The following is a 20,194-nucleotide window of genomic DNA, read 5'->3' as shown; positions in this document are numbered from 1 at the left end:
CACAATTTAGGGATCTCGCCAGAAGTCGCAATCCCGTGCTTCGTCATTGCTGCTATGCAGCATTTGCATGGGTGACGTATCGGTATGTAGCTGGAATATGGCGATATTTTCAGCAGCCGCTTACGCAACTGTATAATTTCCCGGCACCGCGCGGAAGCCTGTGCATGGCTGGTGCCGCCGCTGTTGACAGGCGGGCAGGCTGCCGTTCCAGGCCGCGTCTGCGGCGTTCGGGCCGGACGGGTTCCAAGCGCCGCTGCCGCGGCATATATATGTGCCGGATAACACGCAGGAGCGCAGACATGCCGGTCACCCAGGAACAGATTCACGCAGTATTGGAGCGGCTCGCCCTGCCGGATGGCGGCACTCTGGTGTCGCGCGACATGCTGCGGGCGCTGCGCATTGAGGGCGGAAAGGTCAGCTTCGTGATCGAAGCGCCCAGCCTGGAAATCGCCAAGCTGATGGAGCCTTTGCGCCAGGCGGCCGAGGCGGCCGTGCTGTCGCTGGACGGGGTGGAGGCCGTGGCCGCGGCGCTGACCGCCCACGCGCCGCAGCAGCCCGCCCCCAGTCTCAAGGTGGGCGGCCACCCGAAACCGCAGGCGGAGCCGCTGAAACCCGCAGGCGTCAAGCGGATCCTGGCCGTGGCCTCCGGCAAGGGCGGGGTGGGGAAGTCCACCGTTTCCTCCAACCTCGCCGTGGCACTGGCCAGGCAGGGCCGCAAGGTGGGGCTGCTGGACGCCGATATATACGGCCCCTCCCAGCCCCGCATGATGGGCGCCAAAGGCCGCCCCGCCAGCCCCGACGGCAAGACCATCGAGCCGCTGCACGCTCATGGCGTCACCCTGATGTCGATCGGTTTCATGCTGGAGGAGGGCAAGGCGGTGGTCTGGCGCGGCCCGATGCTGATGGGCGCGCTGCAGCAGATGCTGGGGCAGGTGAATTGGGGCGAGCTGGACGTGCTGATCGTCGACCTGCCGCCCGGCACCGGCGATGTGCAGCTGACGCTCTGCACCAAGGCAGAGCTGACGGGCGCCATCGTCGTCTCCACCCCGCAGGACGTGGCGCTGCTGGATGCGCGCAAGGCGCTGGACATGTTCGGCACGCTGAAAACCCCGGTGCTTGGGCTGATCGAGAATATGTCCTTCTTCGCCTGCCCGGATTGCGGCAGCGAGCATCACATCTTCGGCAATGGCGGCGTCGCGGCGGAGGCGGAAACGCTTGGGCTGCCGCTGCTGGGGGCTTTGCCGATCGACCTGGAAACCCGGCTCGCGGGCGACAGCGGCACGCCGGTGGCTGCGGGCGAGGGCGCAATGGCCCAGGCCTATGCCCGGATCGCCGAAGGGCTGGTCAGGGGCGGCATGGCCTGACGCGCCGCAGGGCGAACTCTCTATATATAGTGGCACCCTGCATCTGATGGCCCGCCCTTGTGGCGGGCCTTCTGCCGTTCGGCGTTGCCGAATGGGCGCAGACGGGAACGCCTGCCCGGTCCGGGACCGGATGGGACGGGCCGCCCGGAATGGGACCGCATGGGGCGGCTGGGAAACCATGGGACGGCTGGGAATTTGCGGGACAGGCGGGAAATCATGGGCGGCATGGGAAATCATGGCCCGGATTTCCGCTTATTCCCTCTTGCCAGCACGAATCACCGCGTGCTCAAACGCAAGCAATGGAACTTTCCGGCTTGTTGGGGGCAGGCGGCTTGAGAACACAGCGCGAACATACGCGGTTTCAGCGAGTCGTCTGACGGAATCGCGGGAAACTATGGGAAAAAAATCACCTCCGCAACTCGCACCTATATCTAGTGTTTGCGGTCGCTTTGCTCACAACAAATTCGTAAATTTGGCCTGAGATGGCCACGAATCTCTTGCGAATCTCTGCGTTCGCCGCCAATCCCTGAGCGATTTCCCGCAAAAAACAGTTGCAGGACCATCAATTCCCATAGTATCCCTGTTTCATCAGATGAGACGAGGGACGGGGCGCCAAACGACCCCAGACCAAAAAACAAAACAAGCAGGTTTCATACAGGCCTTCGCTTTCATCGAACCAAGAGATCCGGCGCGCGAGCGAGCAGACATCCCCCCAGGTGGCGCGCGCAGTCGGACATCCCGCAAAGCGGGCCAAGGCGGCGGGTTGATCAGTGGCAGCAGATCAACCCGCCCCTTTTCATTCTGGGGGACGGATTAACGCGAGGGACGCGCGAAAAGGACGGTAAATTGGGCCGCAGGTTCAGAGGCGAAAGCCACCATAAGGTGGACAGCAAGGGGCGGGTGTCAATTCCCGCCTCCTTTCGCCGTGTTCTGGAGGCCGCCGATCCGAACTGGCAGCCGGGCCAGAACCCCGAACTGGTGATCGTCTACGGCGACCATCGCCGCAATTTCCTGGAATGCTATACTATCGAGGCGATCGAAGAGGTCGACGCCAAGATCGACCAGCTGCCGCGCGGCTCGATGCAGCGCAAGATGCTGCAGCGTATGTTCCACGGCCAGTCCTTCCCGACCAACGTGGACGAGACCGGCCGCCTGGTGCTGCCCGCCAAGCTGCGCCAGAAGATTGATCTGGAGGCCGAGGCCTTTTTCATCGCCGCGGGCGACACCTTCCAGATCTGGAAGCCGGAAACCTACGAGGCCGAGGAGCTGGCACAGGCCGAAGAGTGGATGGATGACCTGCCCGAGGGCTTCGATCCGATGGAATTCCTAGATGGCGCCGGGAGCGCTTAAGACATGACCCAGGACCAGAACGCTGCCAATGGTCCCCACATCCCCGTTCTTCTCCGGCCGCTCCTGCAGGCGGTTGCCCCCGTTACCGGCCGCTGGCTGGATGGCACCTTCGGCGCCGGCGGCTATACCCGGGGCCTGCTGGAAGCCGGGGCGGAGCAGGTGATCGGCGTTGACCGCGACCCGCTGGCCTTTGAGCTCGCAAAACCCTGGGCAGGAGAGTACGGCGACCGCCTCATCCTGCAGCAAGGCGTGTTTTCCCGCATGGATGAATATGCCCAGGACCTCGACGGCGTGGTGCTGGACCTCGGCGTTTCCTCCATGCAGCTGGACCTGGCCGAACGCGGCTTCTCGTTCATGAAGGACGGCCCGCTGGACATGCGGATGTCGCAGTCCGGCCCCTCCGCCGCCGACCTGATCGCGGAACTGACCGAGGCGCAGATCGCCGACATCCTGTTCCACTACGGCGAGGAACGCGCCAGCCGCCGCATCGCCAAGGCGATCGTCCGGGAACGCGAAATCGAGCCGATCACCACCACCCTGCGCCTTGCGGGCATCATCGAGAGCTGCCTGCCGCGCCCCAAGCCGGGCCAGTCGCACCCTGCGACCCGCAGCTTCCAGGGCCTGCGCATCGCGGTGAACGCCGAATATGACGAGCTGTTCGAGGGCCTGCTGGCCGCCGAGCGGGCGCTGAAGCCGGGCGGGCTCTTGGCCGTTGTCACCTTCCACTCGGTCGAGGACCGCATGGTCAAACGCTTCTTCCAGCACCGCGCAGGCAAGACCGGCCGCGCCAACCGCTATGCGCCGGAGCAGGAGGAAACCCCCGCCCAGTTCGAACTGGTCACCCGCAAGGCCGTGGGCCCGGACGAGCAGGAGCTGGCCGAAAACCCGCGCGCCCGTTCCGCCCGCCTGCGGGTGGGGCGCCGGACTGATGCCGCGCCGGGGCCGATCTCGGCCAAGGAGCTTGGAATGCCGCAGCTGAAAGAGACGCGTAAATGAAGACCCTGCTGTATGCCGCAACTTGTCTGGCTGTCTTTGGCCTTGCCTTTTGGGCCTACCGCGAAAACTACGCCACCCAGCAGGTGCTGAAGGAAACCCGGGCGCTGCAGCAGCAGATCGGCGCGGCGCAGGTCCGGCTCAGCGTGCTGCGCGCCGAATGGGCCTATCTCAACCGCCCGCAGCGGCTGCGCGATCTGGCGGACATCAATTTTGACCGCCTCGGCCTTCTGCCGCTGCGCCCGGATCAGTTCGGGCGGGTGGATGAGGTCTCCTACCCGGCACCGGCGGAGCTGGAGATCACCAACGAGGTTGAAGTCTCCGGCCTGAACCTGAGGACGCAGCCATGATCCGCACACCGCTCCGCCCGCTGGCCCGCATCCTTCATGCCCGCGCGACCGGCGAAAACCCGGATGCGATCGAACGCGAGAACCTCAGCCTGCGCCATCAGGAAATGCAGGTGCAGTCCCGGCAGCGCGCCGAGGGGCGGCTTTTGGTTCTTGGGCTGTTCTTTGTCTGCGCCTTCGGGGCGATCATTGCCCGCATGGCCACGACAGCGGTCTCCGAACCTGCAGAGCCGGTGGCCAGCGTGCCCGGCAGCGCCATCGCCATGCAGCGCGCCGACATTGTCGACCGCAAGGGCCGCCTGCTGGCTACCAATTTTGAAACCCATTCGCTTTATGCCCAGCCGCCGCAAATGATCGACCCCATCGGTGCCGCGGAAAAGCTGGTGGAGATCTTCCCGGACCTGGACCGCGAGCGGCTGATCAAGGATTTCACCGGTAAGCGCAAGTTCCTGTGGGTAAAAAAGAAAATCAGCCCCGAGCAGCTGCAGGCGGTGCATGATATCGGCGATCCCGGCCTGATGTTCGGCCCGCGCGAGATGCGGCTTTACCCCAATGGCAGCCTGGCCGCGCATGTGCTGGGCGGGGCGGGCTTTGGCAAGGAAGGCGTGAACGCCGCCGAAGTGATCGGCGTTGCCGGTGTGGAGCGCCAGTTCGACGACTACCTGCGCGACCCGGCCAACGGCGGCAAGCCGCTGCAGCTGTCGCTGGACCTGACGGTTCAGGCAGCGGCTGAGCAGGTGCTTTATGGCGGCATGAAGCTGATGAACGCCAAGGGGGCCACTTCGATCCTGATGGACGCCCAAACGGGCGAGGTGATCTCTGTGGTTTCCTTCCCCGACTTCGATCCGAACGACCGGCCGCGCCCGCCTGCCTCCGGCTTTGACCCCTCGGTCAGCCCGCTGTTCAACCGCGCGGTTCAGGGCGTGTATGAGCTTGGCTCCACCTTCAAGATCTTCACCGCCGCGCAGGCGATGGATCTGGGTCTGGTCGGCGCCGACACCGTGATCGACACCCGCGGGCCGCTGCGCTGGGGCCGTTTTGCGATCCGCGATTTCCGCAACTACGGCAACGAGATGTCGGTGACCAAGATCATCGTCAAATCCTCCAACATCGGCACCGCACGGCTGGCGCAGCAGATCGGGGTGGAGCGGCAGAAAAGCTTCCTCGACACGCTGGGGATGCTGGAGCCGACTCCGTTTGAAATTTCCGAAGCCGCAGGCGGCAAGCCGCTCCTGCCGGCCAACTGGTCGGAGCTGTCGGCGATGACGATTTCCTACGGCCACGGCATCTCCACCACGCCGATGCATCTGGCGGCGGGCTATGCCGCGGTGGCCAACGGCGGCCGCTACGTGGCGCCGACGATTCTGAAGCAGAACGGCCCGCAACTGGGCGAACGGGTGATGAGCGAGGCCTCCGCCGCCGCTGCGCGCAAGATGTTGCGCAAGGTGGTCAGCGAAGGCACCGCATCTTTTGCCGAGGTCGAGGGCTATCAGGTGGGCGGCAAGACCGGCACCGCCGACAAGCCCAAGCCCCGCGGCGGCTATTATGATGACAAGGTGATCGCCACTTTTGCCTCTATTTTCCCGGCACATGACCCGAAATACGTGCTGATCGTGACGCTGGACGAACCGTCTATTATTGCCCACGGCGAGGAGCGACGCACAGCAGGCTGGACCGCCACCCCGGTGGCGGCTGAGATGATCGGCCGTGTCGCGCCGCTCTTGGGCCTGCGTCCGCAAGTTGAACCCGCAGAGGTGACTGGTATAACCCTGACCTCGAACTAATCCAGGTGAGGGCCGCCATGAGCAGCAGCAGACCAGACCAGCCCCTGAGCCAATTGGGGCTGACCGCCCGCGGCGGCGCCGACCCGCAGATCAGCGGCCTGGCGGTGGACAGCCGCGAGGTGCGCGAGGGATATCTTTTCGCAGCACTGCCGGGCAGCCAGGTGCATGGTGCCAAATTCATCCCCGGCGCGCTGGAGAAGGGCGCCTCTGCCATCCTGACAGATGCCGCCGGGGCAGAGATCGCCGCCAAGGTGCTGGATGAAAGCCACGCCGCGCTGGTTGTGGTCGAGGACCCGCGCCAGACGCTGGCCTATGCCGCCGCCCTGTGGTTCGGCGGCCAGCCGCAGACCGTGGTCGCGGTGACCGGCACCAACGGCAAGACCTCGGTCGCGACCTTCGTGCGCCAGATCTGGATGGAGCTGGGTCATCAGGCCGTCAACATGGGCACTACTGGCATCGAGGGCGCCTGGAGCTACCCGCTGGCCCATACCACGCCGGAACCGATCACCCTGCACCGCGCGCTGGCAGAGGCCGCCGCGGCGGGTGTGACCCATGCGGCGATGGAGGCGTCTTCGCACGGGCTGGACCAGCGGCGTCTGGACGGGGTGCAGCTGGCCGCTGCCGGCTTCACCAATTTCACCCAGGACCATCTGGACTATCACGAAACGTTTGAGGCCTATTTCGCCGCCAAGGCGGGCCTGTTCCGCCGGGTCCTGCCGGAGGAGGGCGTCGCCGTCATCAACATGAACGACCCCCGGGGGCCGGAGATGCGCGCGGTGGCCGCCGCCCGCGGGCAGGAGGTGATCAGCGTGGGCCGCGGCCTGGGCGACCTCAGCCTTCTGGGGCTTCGTTATGACGGCACTGGCCAGGACATGCGCTTTGCCTGGCATGACAAGCCGTATCAGGTGCGGCTCAACCTCATTGGCGGCTTTCAGGCGGAGAACGTGCTGCTGGCCTGCGGGCTGGTGATTGCCGGCGGCGAGGATCCGGAGCGGGTGTTTGAGACCCTGCCGCATCTCACCACTGTCCGCGGCCGGATGCAGCTGGCGGCGGAGCGGGACAACGGCTCGGCCGTCTTTGTCGATTACGCCCATACGCCGGACGCGGTGGCCAGCGCCATCAAGGCCCTGCGCCCGCATGTGCTGGGCCGTCTGATTGCCATCGTCGGCGCGGGCGGCGACCGCGACACCACCAAGCGGCCTCTGATGGGGCAGGCGGCGCATGAGAACGCGGATGTAGTGATCGTCACCGACGACAACCCCCGCAGCGAGGATCCGGCGGTGATCCGCGCCGCTGTGAAGGGCGGCGCGCCGGACTGCATCGAGATCGGCGACCGTGCCGAGGCGATCCTGCGCGGGGCCGACATGCTGCAGCCAGGCGATGCGCTGATTGTCTGCGGCAAGGGCCATGAGACCGGCCAGACCGTGGGCGACACGGTGCTGCCCTTTGATGATGTGGAGCAGGCCAGCATTGCCGTGGCTGCGCTGGACGGGAGGATCGCATGACCCTTTGGACCGCATCCGAGGCCGCCGCCGCCACCGGCGGGCAGGCGCAGGGGGACTGGGCTGTCTCAGGCCTGTCGATCGATACCCGCACGATTGAGCCGGGCGACATGTTCGTGGCGCTAAAGGCCGCCCGTGACGGCCATGACTTCGTGGCGCAAGCGCTGGAGAAGGGCGCCGGTGCGGCGCTGGTCTCCCGCGTTCCGGAAGGTCTTCCGGCGGATGCGCCGCTGCTGATCGTGGACGACGTGCAGGCCGGTCTGGAGGCCTTGGGCAAGGCGTCGCGGGCGCGGACACAGGCCAAGGTCGTTGCGGTCACCGGCTCGGTCGGCAAGACCTCGACCAAGGAAATGCTGGCGCGGATGCTGTCCGATCAGGGCCGCACCCATGCCGCAGTGGCCAGCTACAACAACCATTGGGGCGTGCCGCTGACGCTGGCGCGGATGCCGCGCGATACTGAATACGCGGTGATCGAGATCGGCATGAACCACCCCGGCGAGATTGCGCCCTTGGCAAAACAGGCCCGCCCGCATGTGGCGATGGTGACCACCGTGGCCGCGGTGCATCTGGAAGCGTTTGAAAACGTCGAAGGCATCGCCCGCGAAAAAGCCGCGATAATGGAAGGGCTGGAACCGGGCGGCGCGGCGGTGCTGAACGCCGATGTCGCCGAGGCCCATGTGCTGCGGGACGTGGCGGCGGATCTGGGTGCAACTGCCCGCTGGTTCGGTGAAAGCGCCGCGGACTACACTCTGCATTCCGCCGGGATTGAAGGCGAGGAGACCGTCGCCCGCGCCACCGCCAACGGCCGGGAGGTTGAGCTGCATATTCAATCCCTTGGCGCGCATTTCGCGATGAACGCCCTGGGCGCGCTGGCCTGTGTTGAGGCGCTGGGAGCCGATCCGGTCAAAGCAGCCGAAAGCCTCGCCCTTTGGTCGCCGGTCAAGGGCCGCGGCGTGCGTGAGGTGATCCGGCTGGACAGCGGCACCATCACCCTGCTGGACGACAGCTATAACGCCAACCCGACCTCGATGGCGGCAGCACTTGCGGTGCTGGCGGCCACCCCCGGAAAGGGCCGCAGGATCGCCTATGTCGGCGACATGAAGGAACTTGGCCCGCAGGAGGCCGAACTGCACGCAGGGCTGGCGGATCTGGACGCGGTTCAGGGCATCGACAAGATCCACTGCATCGGCCCGCTGATGCACGCTCTGCACGGCGCACTGCCGGAGGGCAAGCGCGGCGCCTGGTATGAGACCAGTGCGGAGGCGGTGCCCGGGCTGGCAGGTGAAATCCAAGGCGGCGATATCGTGCTGGCGAAGGGCTCTTTGAGCATGGCATTGGCCAAGATCGTTGACGGCATCCGCGAAATGGGTCACTCCGGCCTCAACTCAGAAAACGCGTAAAAGAACGAGGGAAGGGCCAGGATGCTCTATTGGCTGACCGCTTTGTCGGACGGGGGGGATTTCTACAACCTGTTCCGCTATATCACATTCCGCGCAGGCGGCGCCTTTCTGACCGCGCTGATCTTCGGCTTCCTGTTCGGCAAGCCGCTGATCAACGTGCTGCGCAAGCGCCAGGGCAAGGGCCAGCCGATCCGCGACGACGGGCCGGAGGGGCATTTCTCCAAGGCGGGCACCCCGACCATGGGCGGCCTGTTGATCGTTGGCGCGCTGCTGACTGCGACGCTGATGTGGGCGCGGTGGGATAACCCCTTTGTCTGGCTGGTTCTGTTTGTGACCATGGCCTATGGCCTCATCGGTTTTGCCGACGATTACGCCAAGGTCTCAAAGCAGAACACCAAGGGCGTGCCGGGCAAGGTGCGGCTGCTGCTGGGGGTGCTGATCGCAGTGACCGCGTCGCTGTGGGCTGCGGCCTATCACCCGGAGCCGCTGCAGCACCAGCTGGCGCTGCCGGTGTTCAAGGACACGCTGATCAATCTCGGGATCTTCTACGTGCCGTTTTCGATCTGCGTCATCGTCGGCGCGGCCAATGCGGTGAACTTGACCGATGGTCTGGACGGACTCGCCATCATGCCGTCGATGATTGCGGCCGGAACGCTGGGCGTGATTGCCTATGCGGTGGGGCGGGTCGACTTTACCGAGTATCTGGACGTGCACTATGTGCCCGGAACCGGCGAAATCCTGATCTTCACCGCGGCGCTGTTCGGCGCAGGGCTGGGCTTTCTGTGGTACAACGCGCCGCCGGCGGCGGTGTTCATGGGCGACACCGGATCGCTGGCGCTGGGCGGTGCCCTGGGCGCCATCGCGGTCGCCACCAAGCACGAACTGGTGCTGGCCATTGTCGGCGGCCTGTTCGTGGTTGAGGCGCTGTCGGTGATCATCCAGGTGCTCTACTTCAAGCGCACCGGGCGGCGGGTGTTCCTGATGGCGCCGATCCATCACCACTACGAGAAGAAGGGCTGGGCGGAGCCGACCATCGTGATCCGCTTCTGGATCATCTCGCTGATCCTGGCGATGATCGGCCTGGCGACGCTGAAGGTGCGTTAAGGCCGCGCAGTGGTGGGCGGAATCGCCCACCCTACGGCTCTTGGCCGCCGCGCCGTGTCTTAGGCGGGGCGGTTTGACCTCTCTGATCTCTGGAACCGCTCGGGGCTGCTGCTTCGGGCGGTTTATCTTTTTGGAAGAAGGCGGCGCCGCCGGAGGGGCGGAGCATCGGATGGCCCTTGCCACGGGGCCATGTCCGTCTATCGGCCTGTGCGGACCCGCCCTGCACCCAATGAGGAGGTGGTCTGAGGGGGCCGGTCTCCTGGTCTGCTCGTTGCAACGGTTCGACCGTAGCGCAGGCGAGTGAAGGTCCGGTGAGGGCACCGGTCGCTGGCTGCGCAACACCTGCTGCAAGACACCCGCCCGGCGGCACGCCGGGCAGCGCCCGGACCGACCCCACGGGGAGGGCGCTTCACGCCCACCCCTCGGCCCGGGCGCCGCCCTAGGTGGCGAGCACATGGTTTTCACTTCTGTGAGGTTTGATTGCGCCCGGTTCAATTGAGGCCTTAGACCGGATTGAAATTTAAGGTATCAAGGGCGTTTTAAGCGCATTCCCGCCGCCGCTCTGTACATGCTGCGCCGGGGTGCCCGGTGCAACCGGTTCAGAACACCGACCAATCCATCTCACGGGCCAGCCGCTCCATCGCTTCGGTGCCCAGCTTGGAATTGCCGTTGTGGTCCAGGCCCGGGGACCACACCGCAACGCTGGCCTTGCCCGGCACAATCGCCAGGATGCCGCCGCCGACACCGCTTTTGGCGGGCAGGCCGACGCGGTAGGCGAACTCCCCCGAGCCATCATAATGGCCGCAGGTCAGCATCAGCGCATTCAGGCGCCGGACGCGGCCCTGCGACACCAGGCTTGGCCCCTTGTCGGCACCGATCAGGAAGCGCCCGGCCTTGGCCAGCTGCACCGTCGTCATCTCGGTGGCGCATTGGTGGAAATAGGTGCCCAGCGTCTTTTCCGGCGTGTTCTTGAGGTTGCCGAAGGAGGCCAGGAAATTGGCATGGGCAAAGTTGCGGTGGCCGTGGCGGGTCTCCGAACTGGCCACCGCCTTGTTGATGTGGATGTCCTCATCGCCTGCCGCGGCGCGGATGAAGCCTAGGATTTCCGCCAGCGCCTCCCGGGGCTCGCGGCCCGCCAGCAGCTCATCCGTGGTGACGATGGCGCCGGCGTTGACGAACGGGTTGCGGGGGCGGCCGCGCTCATGCTCAAGCTGGACGATGGAGTTGAAGGCGGTGCCCGAGGGTTCGCGCCCGACACGGCTCCACAGCTGGTCGCCTGCGCGCCCGAGCGCGATGGCGAGGGTGAACACCTTGGTGATGCTTTGGGCGGAAAACCGGGTCTGCGCATCGCCGGCGTGAAACAGCTTGCCGCCGGCGGTGGCCACCGCGATGGCGAATTGGTCCGGGTCCACTTGGCCGAGTTCGGGGATGTAGCTGGCGACTTCGCCGCGGTCGGCGCGGCCGTGCATGTCTGCGCTGATCCGGTCGAGCAAGGTTTGAATATCCGGTGCCAAGCGTCACTCCTTCCTCTGTCCTGAGAGGGAACTTCGGGTATGGGCGGGGCCTTGTCAATCTGACAGCACTGGCAAAGCCCGGATGGATCGGGTAGCGGTTTCAGCACCAATTTCGAGGGAGTGCAGGCGATGATCCCGGTCAAAGGATATGAGGGCGCGAAACTGGCGGTTCTGGGGCTGGGGCGGTCCGGTCTGGCGACCGCGCGGGCGTTGAGGGCCGGCGGCGCCGAGGCGCTGTGCTGGGACGACAACCCGGCCGCGCGGGAGGCGGCGGAGGCGGAAGGTTTCACCTGCCGCGACCTGCACAAACCGGGTGCCTTTGACGATGTGGCAGCGCTGATCACTTCGCCCGGCATTCCGCATCTGTATCCCAAGCCGAACCCGGTGATCCGTGCGGCGATGGAGGCCGGGGTGCCGGTGGACAATGACATCGGGTTATTCTTCCGCTCCTTTGCGGACGCCGAATGGCAGATGCACGACCAGCCGCCGCGGGTCGTGGCGGTCACCGGCTCCAACGGCAAGTCGACCACGGTGGCGCTGCTGCACCACATCCTGCAGGAGGCGGGCCGCGAGAGCCAGTTGGCGGGCAACATCGGCCGCGGCGTGCTGGACATCGACCCGCCGGGCGAGGGCGGCGTGGTGGTGCTGGAGCTATCGAGCTATCAGACCGAACTCGCCCGCGCGCTGACCCCGGATGTGGCGGTCTTCACCAACCTGTCGCCCGACCATCTGGACCGGCACGGCGGCATGGGCGGCTATTTCGCCGCCAAGCGACGCCTGTTCGCCGAGGGCGGGCCGGACCGGGCCGTCATCGGCATCGACGAGGACGAGGGGCTGTTCCTGGCAGGCCAGCTGTCCGAGGGGGCCAGCGACGACCGGGTGATCCGGATTTCCGCGGCGCGCAAGCTGACCGGTCCGGGCTGGCAGGTCTTTGCCCGCAAAGGGTTCCTGAGCGAGTACCGCAAGGGGCGGCAGGCGGCCTCCATCGACCTTCGCGGGATGATGGGGCTGCCCGGTGCGCACAACCACCAGAACGCCTGCGCGGCCTATGCGGCGGCGCGCACCCTGGGGCTGGCGCCGCGGCTGATCGGCGATGCGATGGCAACGTTCCCGGGCCTGCCGCACCGCAGCCAGACCATCGCAGAAGCGGCAGGCGTGCGCTATGTGAATGACAGCAAGGCCACCAACCTCGACAGCGCGGTCAAAGCCTTGAGTGCCTTCAAGAACATCCGCTGGATCTGCGGCGGGCTGGAGAAGGACGGCGGGCTGGACGCGCTGAAGGGGCAGACCGGCAATGTGGTGAAGGCCTATGTGATCGGGCGCGAGGCGGCTGCCTTTGCTTTGCAGCTGGATGTGGAGGCGGAGGTCTGCACCACCATGGCGGCGGCGGTGGCGCGGGCCATGGAAGACTCGCAGGAAGGCGACACCGTGCTGCTGGCGCCGGCCGCGGCGAGTTTCGATCAGTACGACAACTTCGAGCAGCGCGGCGATGATTTCACCGCGGAAGTGAAGACGCGGCTGGGGTGACGGGAAGGCGCAAAGGGGCTTCAGGCTCACCTAAGCGGAAAATCCGCTTCGCACCCGCCTTCACTTGTCCTGGGCCTGCCAGAGCTGCCGCGCGCGGCCAAGCGAAATAGCGGTATCCGCCTGCGGCGGAGCCTCCGCGATTTCCCTTGACCCCGCCCGTCATCCCTGGCCGCCTTGGCCCAAGCGCAGGCGGCTCCGAAGCGGAAAACCTAAAGGCTCAGCCCTTGGCGGCGATGGCGGCGCCGGCGGCATAGCCAGATGACCAGGCCCATTGGAAGTTGTAGCCGCCGAGCCAGCCGGTCACGTCTACGGCTTCGCCGATGGCGTAGAGGCCGGGGGCGGGTTTGGCCTCCATGGTCTTGGAAGAAAGGCCGTCCGTGCAGATGCCGCCCAGGGTGACTTCCGCCGTGCGGTAGCCCTCGGTGCCGGCAGGCAGCAGGCGCCAATTTTGCAGCGCCTCGCACAGCGCGGTCAGGGCCGCGTCGGATTGATCCGCCAGGCGGCCCTTGAGGCCAAGCTGCGGCGCGAGGAACTCCACCAGCTTGCCGGGCAGGTGGCGGGAGAGTTCGGTGGTCAGGTCGCGGCGGCCCTCGGCCTGGCGCTGTTCACGCAACAGGCCGTAAAGCGGCGTCTCCGGGATCAGGTTCGCGGTGATCTCCTCGCCTTCGCGCCAGTAGGAGGAGAGCTGCAGCACCGAAGGTCCTGAGAGGCCGCGGTGGGTGAACAGCAGCGCCTCGTCGAAGGACGTGCGCTCGTTCGACAGGCGCGCGGGCAGGGAGACGCCGGCCAGCGGTTGGAAGCGCCCGTCCGGGAAGGTGAAGGGGACCAGCGCGGGGCGGGTGTCTGTGATCTCCAGCCCGAACTGGCGGGCGAGGTCATAGGCAAGCCCGGTGGCGCCCATCTTGGGGATCGACTTGCCGCCGGTGGCCAGCACCAGGTTGCGGCAGGTGACGGTCTGCGCCTTGCCCTCGCGCAGCAGTTTGACGCGGTAGCCGTCTGCGGTCTGCTCCACGTTCTCTACCGACGTGTGCAGCCAAAGATCTGCGCCGGCCTGCCGCATCTCGTCCACCAGCATCGTGATGATCTGTTTGGAGGAACCGTCGCAGAACAGCTGGCCCAGGGTTTTCTCGTGCCAGGCGATGCCGTGGCGGCTGACCAGTTCGATGAAATCCCACTGGGTGTAGCGGGCGAGGGCGGATTTGCAGAAATGCGGATTGGCGGAAAGGTAGTTCTTCGCCTCTGTATACATGTTGGTGAAGTTGCAGCGGCCGCCGCCGGAAATGCGGATTTTCTCGCCCGGCGCTTTGGCGTGGTCGATCACCAGGGTGCTGCCGCCGGCATGAGCCGCGCACATCATGCCAGCCGCGCCGGCGCCGAGAATCAGAGTGTTGGTCTGCATGGCGGGCATCGACCACGGAACCGGCGCCGGCGCAAGGGGGAGGCCGGGCGGCGGGCTTTTGCGGATTGCTGCCGGCTGCCGGGCAACTTCCTGCCTGTCAAGACAGGCGCGCGGCGGGGTGGTAGGATTCCGCCGAAGGGTGTTCTTTTTCTGGCGCCATGGCTCACGAATCGTTACAGTTTAGGTGAGACCCCGAAAAATGGGGCGGAGCGAGGCAAATAGTGGCGGTATTCCCATGACTGAGATGGTCTATGGCGCGGTTCCTGTGCGGACAGGCGAGCCGATCCTTCCGAAATGGTGGCGGACGCTGGATAAATGGACGATGTCCTGCATCCTGATGCTGTTCGTGATCGGGCTGCTCCTGGGGCTTGCCGCCTCGGTGCCGCTGGCGGAGCGGAACGGGTTCGGCAATTTCCACTATGTGCAGCGGCAGGCGGTTTTTGGCCTGACGGCGCTGGCCGCGATGCTGATCACATCGGTGATGTCGCCGACGCTGGTGCGGCGGCTGGCGGTGGTCGGCTTTGCCGTGGCTTTTGTGGCGCTGGCCTTCCTGCCGATCTTCGGCACCGATTTCGGCAAGGGTGCGGTGCGCTGGTATTCCCTGGGGTTTGCCTCCCTGCAGCCGTCGGAGTTCCTGAAGCCGGGATTCATCGTTGTTGCCGCCTGGATGATCGCCGCCAGCCAGCAGATCAACGGCCCGCCGGGCACGCTGATGTCCTTTGCGCTGTGCATGATGGTGGTAATGATGCTGGTTTTGCAGCCGGATTTCGGCCAGGCCAGCCTGATCCTGTTCGGCTGGGGGGTGATGTACTTCGTCGCCGGCGCGCCGATGCTGCTATTGGTCTGCATGGCCGCCGTTGTCGTGCTGGGCGGTGTCTTTGCCTATAACAGCTCAGAACACTTTGCCCGCCGCATCGACGGCTTTTTGAACCCCGATGTCGATCCGACCACCCAGCTGGGATATGCCACCAACGCGATCCGCGAGGGCGGGCTGTTCGGGGTGGGCGTTGGCGAAGGGCAGGTGAAGTGGTCGCTGCCGGATGCGCACACCGATTTCATCGTCGCGGTTGCGGCCGAGGAATACGGGCTGGTGCTGGTGGCGGTGCTGATCGCGCTTTATGCGCTGATCGTGGTGCGCTCGCTGTTTAGGCTGATGCGCGAGCGCGATACCTTTATCCGCCTCGCGGGCACGGGCCTGGTGTGCATGTTCGGTGTGCAGGCGATGATCAACATGGGGGTTGCGGTGCGGCTCTTGCCCGCAAAAGGCATGACTTTGCCGTTTGTCAGCTACGGCGGATCCTCGCTGATTGCCACCGGGATCGCAGTGGGTATGCTGCTGGCCTTTACCCGGACGCGCCCGCAGGGCGGGATTGCCGACTACCTGAACGGCCGCGGCCGCTGACGAGATTTAGAAAAGAGACCACCTGGGAATGGCACAGAAACTGCTTTTGATGGCTGCCGGCGGAACCGGCGGCCATATGTTTCCTGCACAGGCGCTGGCCGAGGCAATGCTGGCGCGCGGCTGGCGCGTGAAACTGTCGACCGACGCGCGCGGCGCACGCTATACCGCGGCGTTTCCGAGCGCGGTTGAGATCTCGCAGGTGTCTTCGGCCACCTTTGCCCGCGGCGGGCTGCTGGCCAAGGCGCTGGTGGGGCCGAAGATTGCGGGCGGTGTTCTGTCGATGGCGATGCAAATGCGAAGCGACCGCCCCGATGCGGTGATCGGCTTTGGCGGTTACCCGTCGATCCCGGCGCTGGGCGCGGCAACGCTGTTGAAGCTGCCGCGGATGATCCACGAGCAGAACGGTGTGCTGGGGCGTGTGAACCAGATCTTTGCCACCCGCGTGGCCGGGGTGGCGTGCGGCACCTGGCCCACCTCTCTGCCCGACGGCGTGCCGCATGAGCATGTGGGCAACCCGGTGCGCAGCGCGGTGATGGAGCGGGCGGGCGCCGGCTATATCCCGCCCGGCGACTACCCGATGTCGCTATTGGTGATGGGCGGCAGCCAGGGCGCGCGCATCCTGTCCGACGTGGTGCCCGCAGCGGTAGCGGCGCTGCCGGACAATATCCGCCGGCACCTGCGCGTTTCGCATCAGGCGCGCGAAGAAGACCTGGAGCGGGTCAGCGCCTTTTATGCCAGCAATGGCATCAATGCCGATGTGCAGACATTCTTTACCGACGTGCCTGCGCGCATGTCGGAGGCGCAGCTGGTGGTCTCGCGATCGGGCGCGTCTTCAGTGGCCGATATCTCGATCATCGGGCGTCCCTCGATCCTGATCCCCTTTGCCGCCGCCGCTGGCGACCACCAGACCGCCAACGCCCGCGGGCTGGTTGACGCCAATGCCGCTGTTATGATCCCGGAAAGCGCCCTTGATATCCCCGTGCTGGCAGAGCATATGGGCGCGATTCTGAGTAACCCGCAGGCTGCCACGCAAATGGCGGCAGCCGCTTTGAGCGCCGGAGTTCCCGATGCCACCGACCGGTTGGCGGCATTGGTGGAGCAACTGGCCGAGGAAGGATGAGAGTATGAACCCAGCAACCAAACTGCCCGGTGATGTCGGCCCGATCCACTTTGTCGGTATCGGAGGCATCGGCATGTCGGGCATCGCCGAGGTGCTGTTGAACCTCGGCTATATGGTGCAGGGATCGGACCTGAAATCCTCCAAGATCACCAGCCGCCTGCAGGAGCTGGGGGCGCGCATCTTTGTGGGCCAGAAGGCGGAGAACCTGGAGGAGGCCGCGGTTGTGGTGATCTCCTCGGCGATCAAGCCGGGCAACCCGGAGCTGGACGAGGCCCGCCTGCGCGGCCTGCCGGTGGTGCGCCGCGCCGATATGCTGGCGGAGCTGATGCGGCTGAAATCCAACGTCGCCATTGCCGGCACTCACGGCAAGACCACCACCACCACGATGATGGCAGAGCTGATGGTGGCGGGCGGCTTTGATCCGACGATCATCAACGGCGGCATCATTCACGCCTATGGCTCCAACGCGCGGATGGGGCAGGGCGAATGGATGGTGGTCGAAGCGGATGAGAGCGACGGTTCTTTCAACCGCCTGCCCGCGACCATTGCCGTGGTGACCAACATCGACCCCGAGCATATGGAGCATTGGGGCGACTTCGACCGCTTGCGCGACGGGTTTCTGGAGTTTGTTTCCAACATTCCGTTCTACGGCATCGCGGTTTGCTGCACCGATCACGCCGAGGTGCAGGCGCTGGTGGGCCGGATCTCCGACCGCCGGGTGGTAACCTATGGCTTCAACGCACAGGCCGATGTGCGGGCGGTGAACCTGACCTACAAGGGCGGCGTGGCGCATTTCGACGTGGTGCTGCAGGCCGAGGACCGGGTGATCGAGGGCTGCACCCTGCCGATGCCGGGGGACCACAATGTCTCCAACGCCTTGTCCGCCGTCGCGGTAGCGCGGCATCTGGGCATGAACAGCACCGAAATCCGCACCGCGCTTGCGGCCTTTGGCGGCGTGAACCGGCGGTTCACCAAGGTGGGCGAAGTGAACGGCGTCACCATCATTGACGATTACGGCCACCACCCGGTGGAGATTGCCGCGGTGCTGAAGGCGGCGCGCCAGGCCTGCGAGGGCCGGGTGATCGCTGTGCATCAGCCGCACCGCTACTCGCGCCTGTCGAATCTTTTTGACGACTTCTGCGCCTGCTTCAACGAGGCGGACGTGGTGGCAATTGCCGAGGTGTTTGCCGCCGGCGAAGACCCGATCGAGGGCGCCAGCCGCGATGACCTGGTGGCGGGCCTGATCCGCCACGGCCACCGCCACGCCCGTGCCCTGCTGAACGAGGAAGACCTGGAGCGCCTGGTGCGCGAGCAGGCGCGGCCCGGCGATATGGTTGTCTGCCTGGGGGCCGGCACCATCAGCACCTGGGCCAACGGTTTGCCTGCGCGGCTGGAACGTTGAGGGCGCGATTGCAGAAAGGGGGCTCTGCCCCCCGCCGCCTGCGGCAGCTCCCCCGGGATATTTCCGGCCAGATGAAGCTGCCGGATTGAGGAGGCGGAAATGACGCTGTCTTTGACGCTTGCCGCTGTCTGGGCGCTGGCCGCCAATATTCTGGGAATGATCCCCAGCCGCGACGGCCATTGGACCCGGGCTTATGTGCTGATTGCGCTGGGCATTCCGCTGCTGGGCTATGTCGCCTGGGAGAACGGCCCCTGGTGGGGGCTGGCCGTGCTGCTGGCGGGGATGTCGGTGCTGCGCTGGCCGGTGATTTACCTGGGCCGCTATATCAGGCGCTCCCTGGGACGCTGACGGCCGCGCCGCAGCCAGGCGCCGGACTTAACGAAATATTTCCTGTGGTGGCCTACCAATGCGCGAGGAGCGATTGTTCCTTGTTGCGTTCCGGCATGTTTTTGCCGCCGGTGGAGGCTGCTCATGGCCGCTGTGTTTGCAGCCTGGCTCGCGTTTGGCGCGGCTTGGCTGATTGGCTTCTATTGTCTTGCCCGCTACCGGAGGCTGCGGCTCGCCAAGGGGGTGGCAGTGCTCTGGGCTGGTATTCTGGCGGGGCTGGCTGTCAGCGTGTTTGAGCAAAATCATGAACACGATCTCCGCCGGAGCGTGTTGTCCCTTTATTTCAACGGCCATCTTGTTTACGGACTGTGCGCGTTCATAGGCTGGAAACTGGGGCAGAAAAGACGATGGCGGCGCGTTCTGAAATCATACTTCCGGCGGCTCGCGGGCGGCTGACCCGGCAGAAGCTGCTGGCGGAGCTGACCTGGCTGCGGGTGGGCGGTCCGGCGGACCACCTGTTTCAGCCTGCGGATACCGAGGATCTGGCCGAATTCCTGCGCCAGCTGGACCCGGCAGTGCAGGTGTTTCCGATGGGAGTCGGTTCCAACCTGATCGTGCGCGACGGGGGCTTGCGCGCGGTGGTGATCCGGCTGGGGCGCGGTTTCAACAGCATTGAAACGGATGGCGATACCGTCACCGCAGGGGCGGCAGCGCTGGATGCGCATGTGGCAAAGAAGGCTGCGGATGCGGGTGTCGACCTCACCTTCCTGCGCACCATCCCCGGCTCGATCGGCGGCGCGGTGCGGATGAATGCGGGCTGCTATGGCAGCTACACCGCCGATGTCTTTGTCTCGGCCACCATCGTGACCCGCCAGGGAGAGATCCGCGAGATCACCGCCGGCGAACTGGGCTTTCAGTACCGCCAGACCGCGTTCCCCGAGGGCGCGGTGCTGGTCTCGGCGAAACTGCGCGGCCCCAAGGGCGACCCGGCGGAGCTGCACGCAAGGATGGAGGCTCAGCTGCAAAAGCGGGATGAGACGCAGCCGGTCAAGGACCGCTCGGCCGGATCGACCTTCCGCAACCCGGCGGGTTTCTCCTCGACCGGGCGGGCGGATGATGTGCATGACCTCAAGGCCTGGAAGGTGATCGACAACGCCGGCATGCGCGGCGCCCGGCGCGGCGGCGCCCAGATGAGCGAGAAGCATTCCAACTTTCTGATCAACACCGGTGGCGCAACCGCCGCAGATTTGGAGGGCTTGGGCGAGGACGTGCGGAAAAAGGTTTACGAGAATTCCGGCATCACGTTAGAGTGGGAAATCATGCGGATTGGTGATCCGCTTCCCGAATAACTGGAAAACCTGAACGCTGACAAAGGCTTCTGCAGCCGCAGCTTGAGGCACCATATGGTCCCGGCGGGACCCGGGCAGCGGCAATTGTTAAACGTGGTAAAGGCAGTGTTAACACCCCGGTAAGTATTTGGGCGTTAGGGTGCCGAAGAGGCGGCAATGGCTTGCCGGTTTTCAGGGGTGCGGCCCCCGCAGGATCCGGGGCGAAGAGCCCCGCAAAAATCAGCCGGAGGCATTCCGGCGCTAAGGCATGAGGCGGGCCCTGACGGGGTCCCAAGAACCAGGGGCAGAAAAGCCCCGCATATTGAGGCGC

General features: G+C 65.7%; 17 protein-coding genes. 15 read left to right on the top strand and 2 right to left on the bottom strand.

All coding sequences use genetic code 11. The features are described 5' to 3' along the window. The first annotated feature begins 299 nt into the window (after positions 1-299). The 8 genes from AC5STI_RS07760 (at position 300) to mraY (ending at position 9,844) form a co-directional block, all read left to right on the top strand. Entirely contained in the window at positions 300-1,364 is a 1,065-nt protein-coding gene (locus tag AC5STI_RS07760) for an Mrp/NBP35 family ATP-binding protein (protein ID WP_475046515.1), read from the top strand. A gap of 846 nt (positions 1,365-2,210) precedes the next feature. Beyond that, the gene (mraZ, locus tag AC5STI_RS07755; protein ID WP_475046513.1) at positions 2,211-2,714 is read left to right on the top strand and encodes a division/cell wall cluster transcriptional repressor MraZ; all 504 of its coding nucleotides are present in this window, start codon (positions 2,211-2,213) and stop codon (positions 2,712-2,714) included. 3 nt (positions 2,715-2,717) lie between these two features. After that, on the top strand, positions 2,718-3,710 hold the full coding sequence (gene rsmH / locus AC5STI_RS07750; protein WP_495446260.1) for a 16S rRNA (cytosine(1402)-N(4))-methyltransferase RsmH: 993 nt from the start codon (positions 2,718-2,720) through the stop codon (positions 3,708-3,710). After that, complete coding sequence (ftsL, locus tag AC5STI_RS07745) at positions 3,707-4,057, top strand: cell division protein FtsL (RefSeq protein ID WP_495446259.1); 351 nt, start codon at positions 3,707-3,709, stop codon at positions 4,055-4,057. The genes rsmH and ftsL overlap by 4 nt, the downstream gene beginning before the upstream one ends. Then, positions 4,054-5,838, top strand: a complete 1,785-nt coding sequence (locus AC5STI_RS07740; RefSeq protein WP_475046507.1) for a peptidoglycan D,D-transpeptidase FtsI family protein — start codon at positions 4,054-4,056, stop codon at positions 5,836-5,838. The genes ftsL and AC5STI_RS07740 overlap by 4 nt, the downstream gene beginning before the upstream one ends. Before the next feature lie 17 nt (positions 5,839-5,855). Further along, positions 5,856-7,343, top strand: coding sequence for a UDP-N-acetylmuramoyl-L-alanyl-D-glutamate--2,6-diaminopimelate ligase (locus tag AC5STI_RS07735; RefSeq protein WP_495446258.1), 1,488 nt, complete (start codon positions 5,856-5,858; stop codon positions 7,341-7,343). Continuing rightward, positions 7,340-8,740: a UDP-N-acetylmuramoyl-tripeptide--D-alanyl-D-alanine ligase gene (locus AC5STI_RS07730; protein WP_495446257.1), complete on the top strand. Its 1,401-nt coding sequence runs from the start codon at positions 7,340-7,342 to the stop codon at positions 8,738-8,740. Before AC5STI_RS07735 ends, AC5STI_RS07730 begins: the two co-directional genes overlap by 4 nt. Before the next feature lie 21 nt (positions 8,741-8,761). Further along, the gene (gene mraY, locus AC5STI_RS07725; protein ID WP_475046501.1) at positions 8,762-9,844 is read left to right on the top strand and encodes a phospho-N-acetylmuramoyl-pentapeptide-transferase; all 1,083 of its coding nucleotides are present in this window, start codon (positions 8,762-8,764) and stop codon (positions 9,842-9,844) included. Between the two features lie 599 nt (positions 9,845-10,443). On the opposite strand, the gene AC5STI_RS07720 is transcribed toward mraY, so the two are convergent. Beyond that, entirely contained in the window at positions 10,444-11,358 is a 915-nt protein-coding gene (locus AC5STI_RS07720; protein WP_490399894.1) for a glutaminase, read from the bottom strand. A gap of 129 nt (positions 11,359-11,487) precedes the next feature. On the opposite strand from AC5STI_RS07720, the gene murD reads away from it, so the two are divergent. Further along, complete coding sequence (murD, locus tag AC5STI_RS07715) at positions 11,488-12,885, top strand: UDP-N-acetylmuramoyl-L-alanine--D-glutamate ligase (RefSeq protein ID WP_495446256.1); 1,398 nt, start codon at positions 11,488-11,490, stop codon at positions 12,883-12,885. A gap of 217 nt (positions 12,886-13,102) precedes the next feature. Here murD and AC5STI_RS07710 read toward each other — a convergent pair whose 3' ends face one another. Then, positions 13,103-14,284, bottom strand: a complete 1,182-nt coding sequence (locus AC5STI_RS07710; protein ID WP_495446255.1) for a BaiN/RdsA family NAD(P)/FAD-dependent oxidoreductase — start codon at positions 14,282-14,284, stop codon at positions 13,103-13,105. 235 nt (positions 14,285-14,519) lie between these two features. Between AC5STI_RS07710 and ftsW the strand changes: the two genes are divergently transcribed. The 6 genes from ftsW (at position 14,520) to murB (ending at position 19,884) form a co-directional block, all read left to right on the top strand. Beyond that, positions 14,520-15,686: a putative lipid II flippase FtsW gene (gene ftsW, locus AC5STI_RS07705; protein WP_495446254.1), complete on the top strand. Its 1,167-nt coding sequence runs from the start codon at positions 14,520-14,522 to the stop codon at positions 15,684-15,686. Between the two features lie 28 nt (positions 15,687-15,714). After that, positions 15,715-16,806 carry a UDP-N-acetylglucosamine--N-acetylmuramyl-(pentapeptide) pyrophosphoryl-undecaprenol N-acetylglucosamine transferase gene (locus AC5STI_RS07700; protein WP_475046492.1) on the top strand — a complete coding sequence of 364 codons (1,092 nt, stop codon included), beginning with the start codon at positions 15,715-15,717 and terminating at the stop codon, positions 16,804-16,806. A 4-nt stretch (positions 16,807-16,810) separates the two neighbouring features. Next, a complete protein-coding gene (gene murC, locus AC5STI_RS07695; RefSeq protein ID WP_495446253.1) occupies positions 16,811-18,208 on the top strand; it encodes a UDP-N-acetylmuramate--L-alanine ligase in 1,398 nt (465 codons plus the stop codon). A 99-nt stretch (positions 18,209-18,307) separates the two neighbouring features. Then, the gene (locus tag AC5STI_RS07690; RefSeq protein WP_475046489.1) at positions 18,308-18,556 is read left to right on the top strand and encodes a DUF2484 family protein; all 249 of its coding nucleotides are present in this window, start codon (positions 18,308-18,310) and stop codon (positions 18,554-18,556) included. Between the two features lie 123 nt (positions 18,557-18,679). Continuing rightward, entirely contained in the window at positions 18,680-18,991 is a 312-nt protein-coding gene (locus AC5STI_RS07685) for a hypothetical protein (protein ID WP_495446252.1), read from the top strand. Then, positions 18,943-19,884 carry a UDP-N-acetylmuramate dehydrogenase gene (gene murB / locus AC5STI_RS07680; RefSeq protein ID WP_495446251.1) on the top strand — a complete coding sequence of 314 codons (942 nt, stop codon included), beginning with the start codon at positions 18,943-18,945 and terminating at the stop codon, positions 19,882-19,884. The genes AC5STI_RS07685 and murB overlap by 49 nt, the downstream gene beginning before the upstream one ends. Positions 19,885-20,194 lie beyond the last annotated feature (310 nt).

It is taken from the genome of Leisingera sp. CC-HEC096 (genome assembly GCF_059429235.1).
The sequence above is the reverse complement of the archived record's forward strand: the minus strand, read 5'-3'. Positions and strand labels throughout refer to the sequence as shown.

Excerpts from the sequence above, each read along its gene's own strand:
- AC5STI_RS07760 (WP_475046515.1), top strand. The coding sequence starts at position 300 with ATGCCGGTCACCCAGGAACAGATTCACGCAGTATTGGAGCGGCTCGCC.
- rsmH (WP_495446260.1), top strand. The coding sequence starts at position 2,718 with ATGACCCAGGACCAGAACGCTGCCAATGGTCCCCACATCCCCGTTCTT.
- ftsL (WP_495446259.1), top strand. The coding sequence starts at position 3,707 with ATGAAGACCCTGCTGTATGCCGCAACTTGTCTGGCTGTCTTTGGCCTT.
- AC5STI_RS07740 (WP_475046507.1), top strand. The coding sequence starts at position 4,054 with ATGATCCGCACACCGCTCCGCCCGCTGGCCCGCATCCTTCATGCCCGC.
- AC5STI_RS07735 (WP_495446258.1), top strand. The coding sequence starts at position 5,856 with ATGAGCAGCAGCAGACCAGACCAGCCCCTGAGCCAATTGGGGCTGACC.
- AC5STI_RS07730 (WP_495446257.1), top strand. The coding sequence starts at position 7,340 with ATGACCCTTTGGACCGCATCCGAGGCCGCCGCCGCCACCGGCGGGCAG.
- mraY (WP_475046501.1), top strand. The coding sequence starts at position 8,762 with ATGCTCTATTGGCTGACCGCTTTGTCGGACGGGGGGGATTTCTACAAC.
- murD (WP_495446256.1), top strand. The coding sequence starts at position 11,488 with ATGATCCCGGTCAAAGGATATGAGGGCGCGAAACTGGCGGTTCTGGGG.
- AC5STI_RS07710 (WP_495446255.1), bottom strand. The coding sequence starts at position 14,284 with ATGCAGACCAACACTCTGATTCTCGGCGCCGGCGCGGCTGGCATGATG.
- ftsW (WP_495446254.1), top strand. The coding sequence starts at position 14,520 with ATGACTGAGATGGTCTATGGCGCGGTTCCTGTGCGGACAGGCGAGCCG.
- AC5STI_RS07700 (WP_475046492.1), top strand. The coding sequence starts at position 15,715 with ATGGCACAGAAACTGCTTTTGATGGCTGCCGGCGGAACCGGCGGCCAT.
- murC (WP_495446253.1), top strand. The coding sequence starts at position 16,811 with ATGAACCCAGCAACCAAACTGCCCGGTGATGTCGGCCCGATCCACTTT.
- AC5STI_RS07690 (WP_475046489.1), top strand. The coding sequence starts at position 18,308 with ATGACGCTGTCTTTGACGCTTGCCGCTGTCTGGGCGCTGGCCGCCAAT.
- AC5STI_RS07685 (WP_495446252.1), top strand. The coding sequence starts at position 18,680 with ATGGCCGCTGTGTTTGCAGCCTGGCTCGCGTTTGGCGCGGCTTGGCTG.
- murB (WP_495446251.1), top strand. The coding sequence starts at position 18,943 with ATGGCGGCGCGTTCTGAAATCATACTTCCGGCGGCTCGCGGGCGGCTG.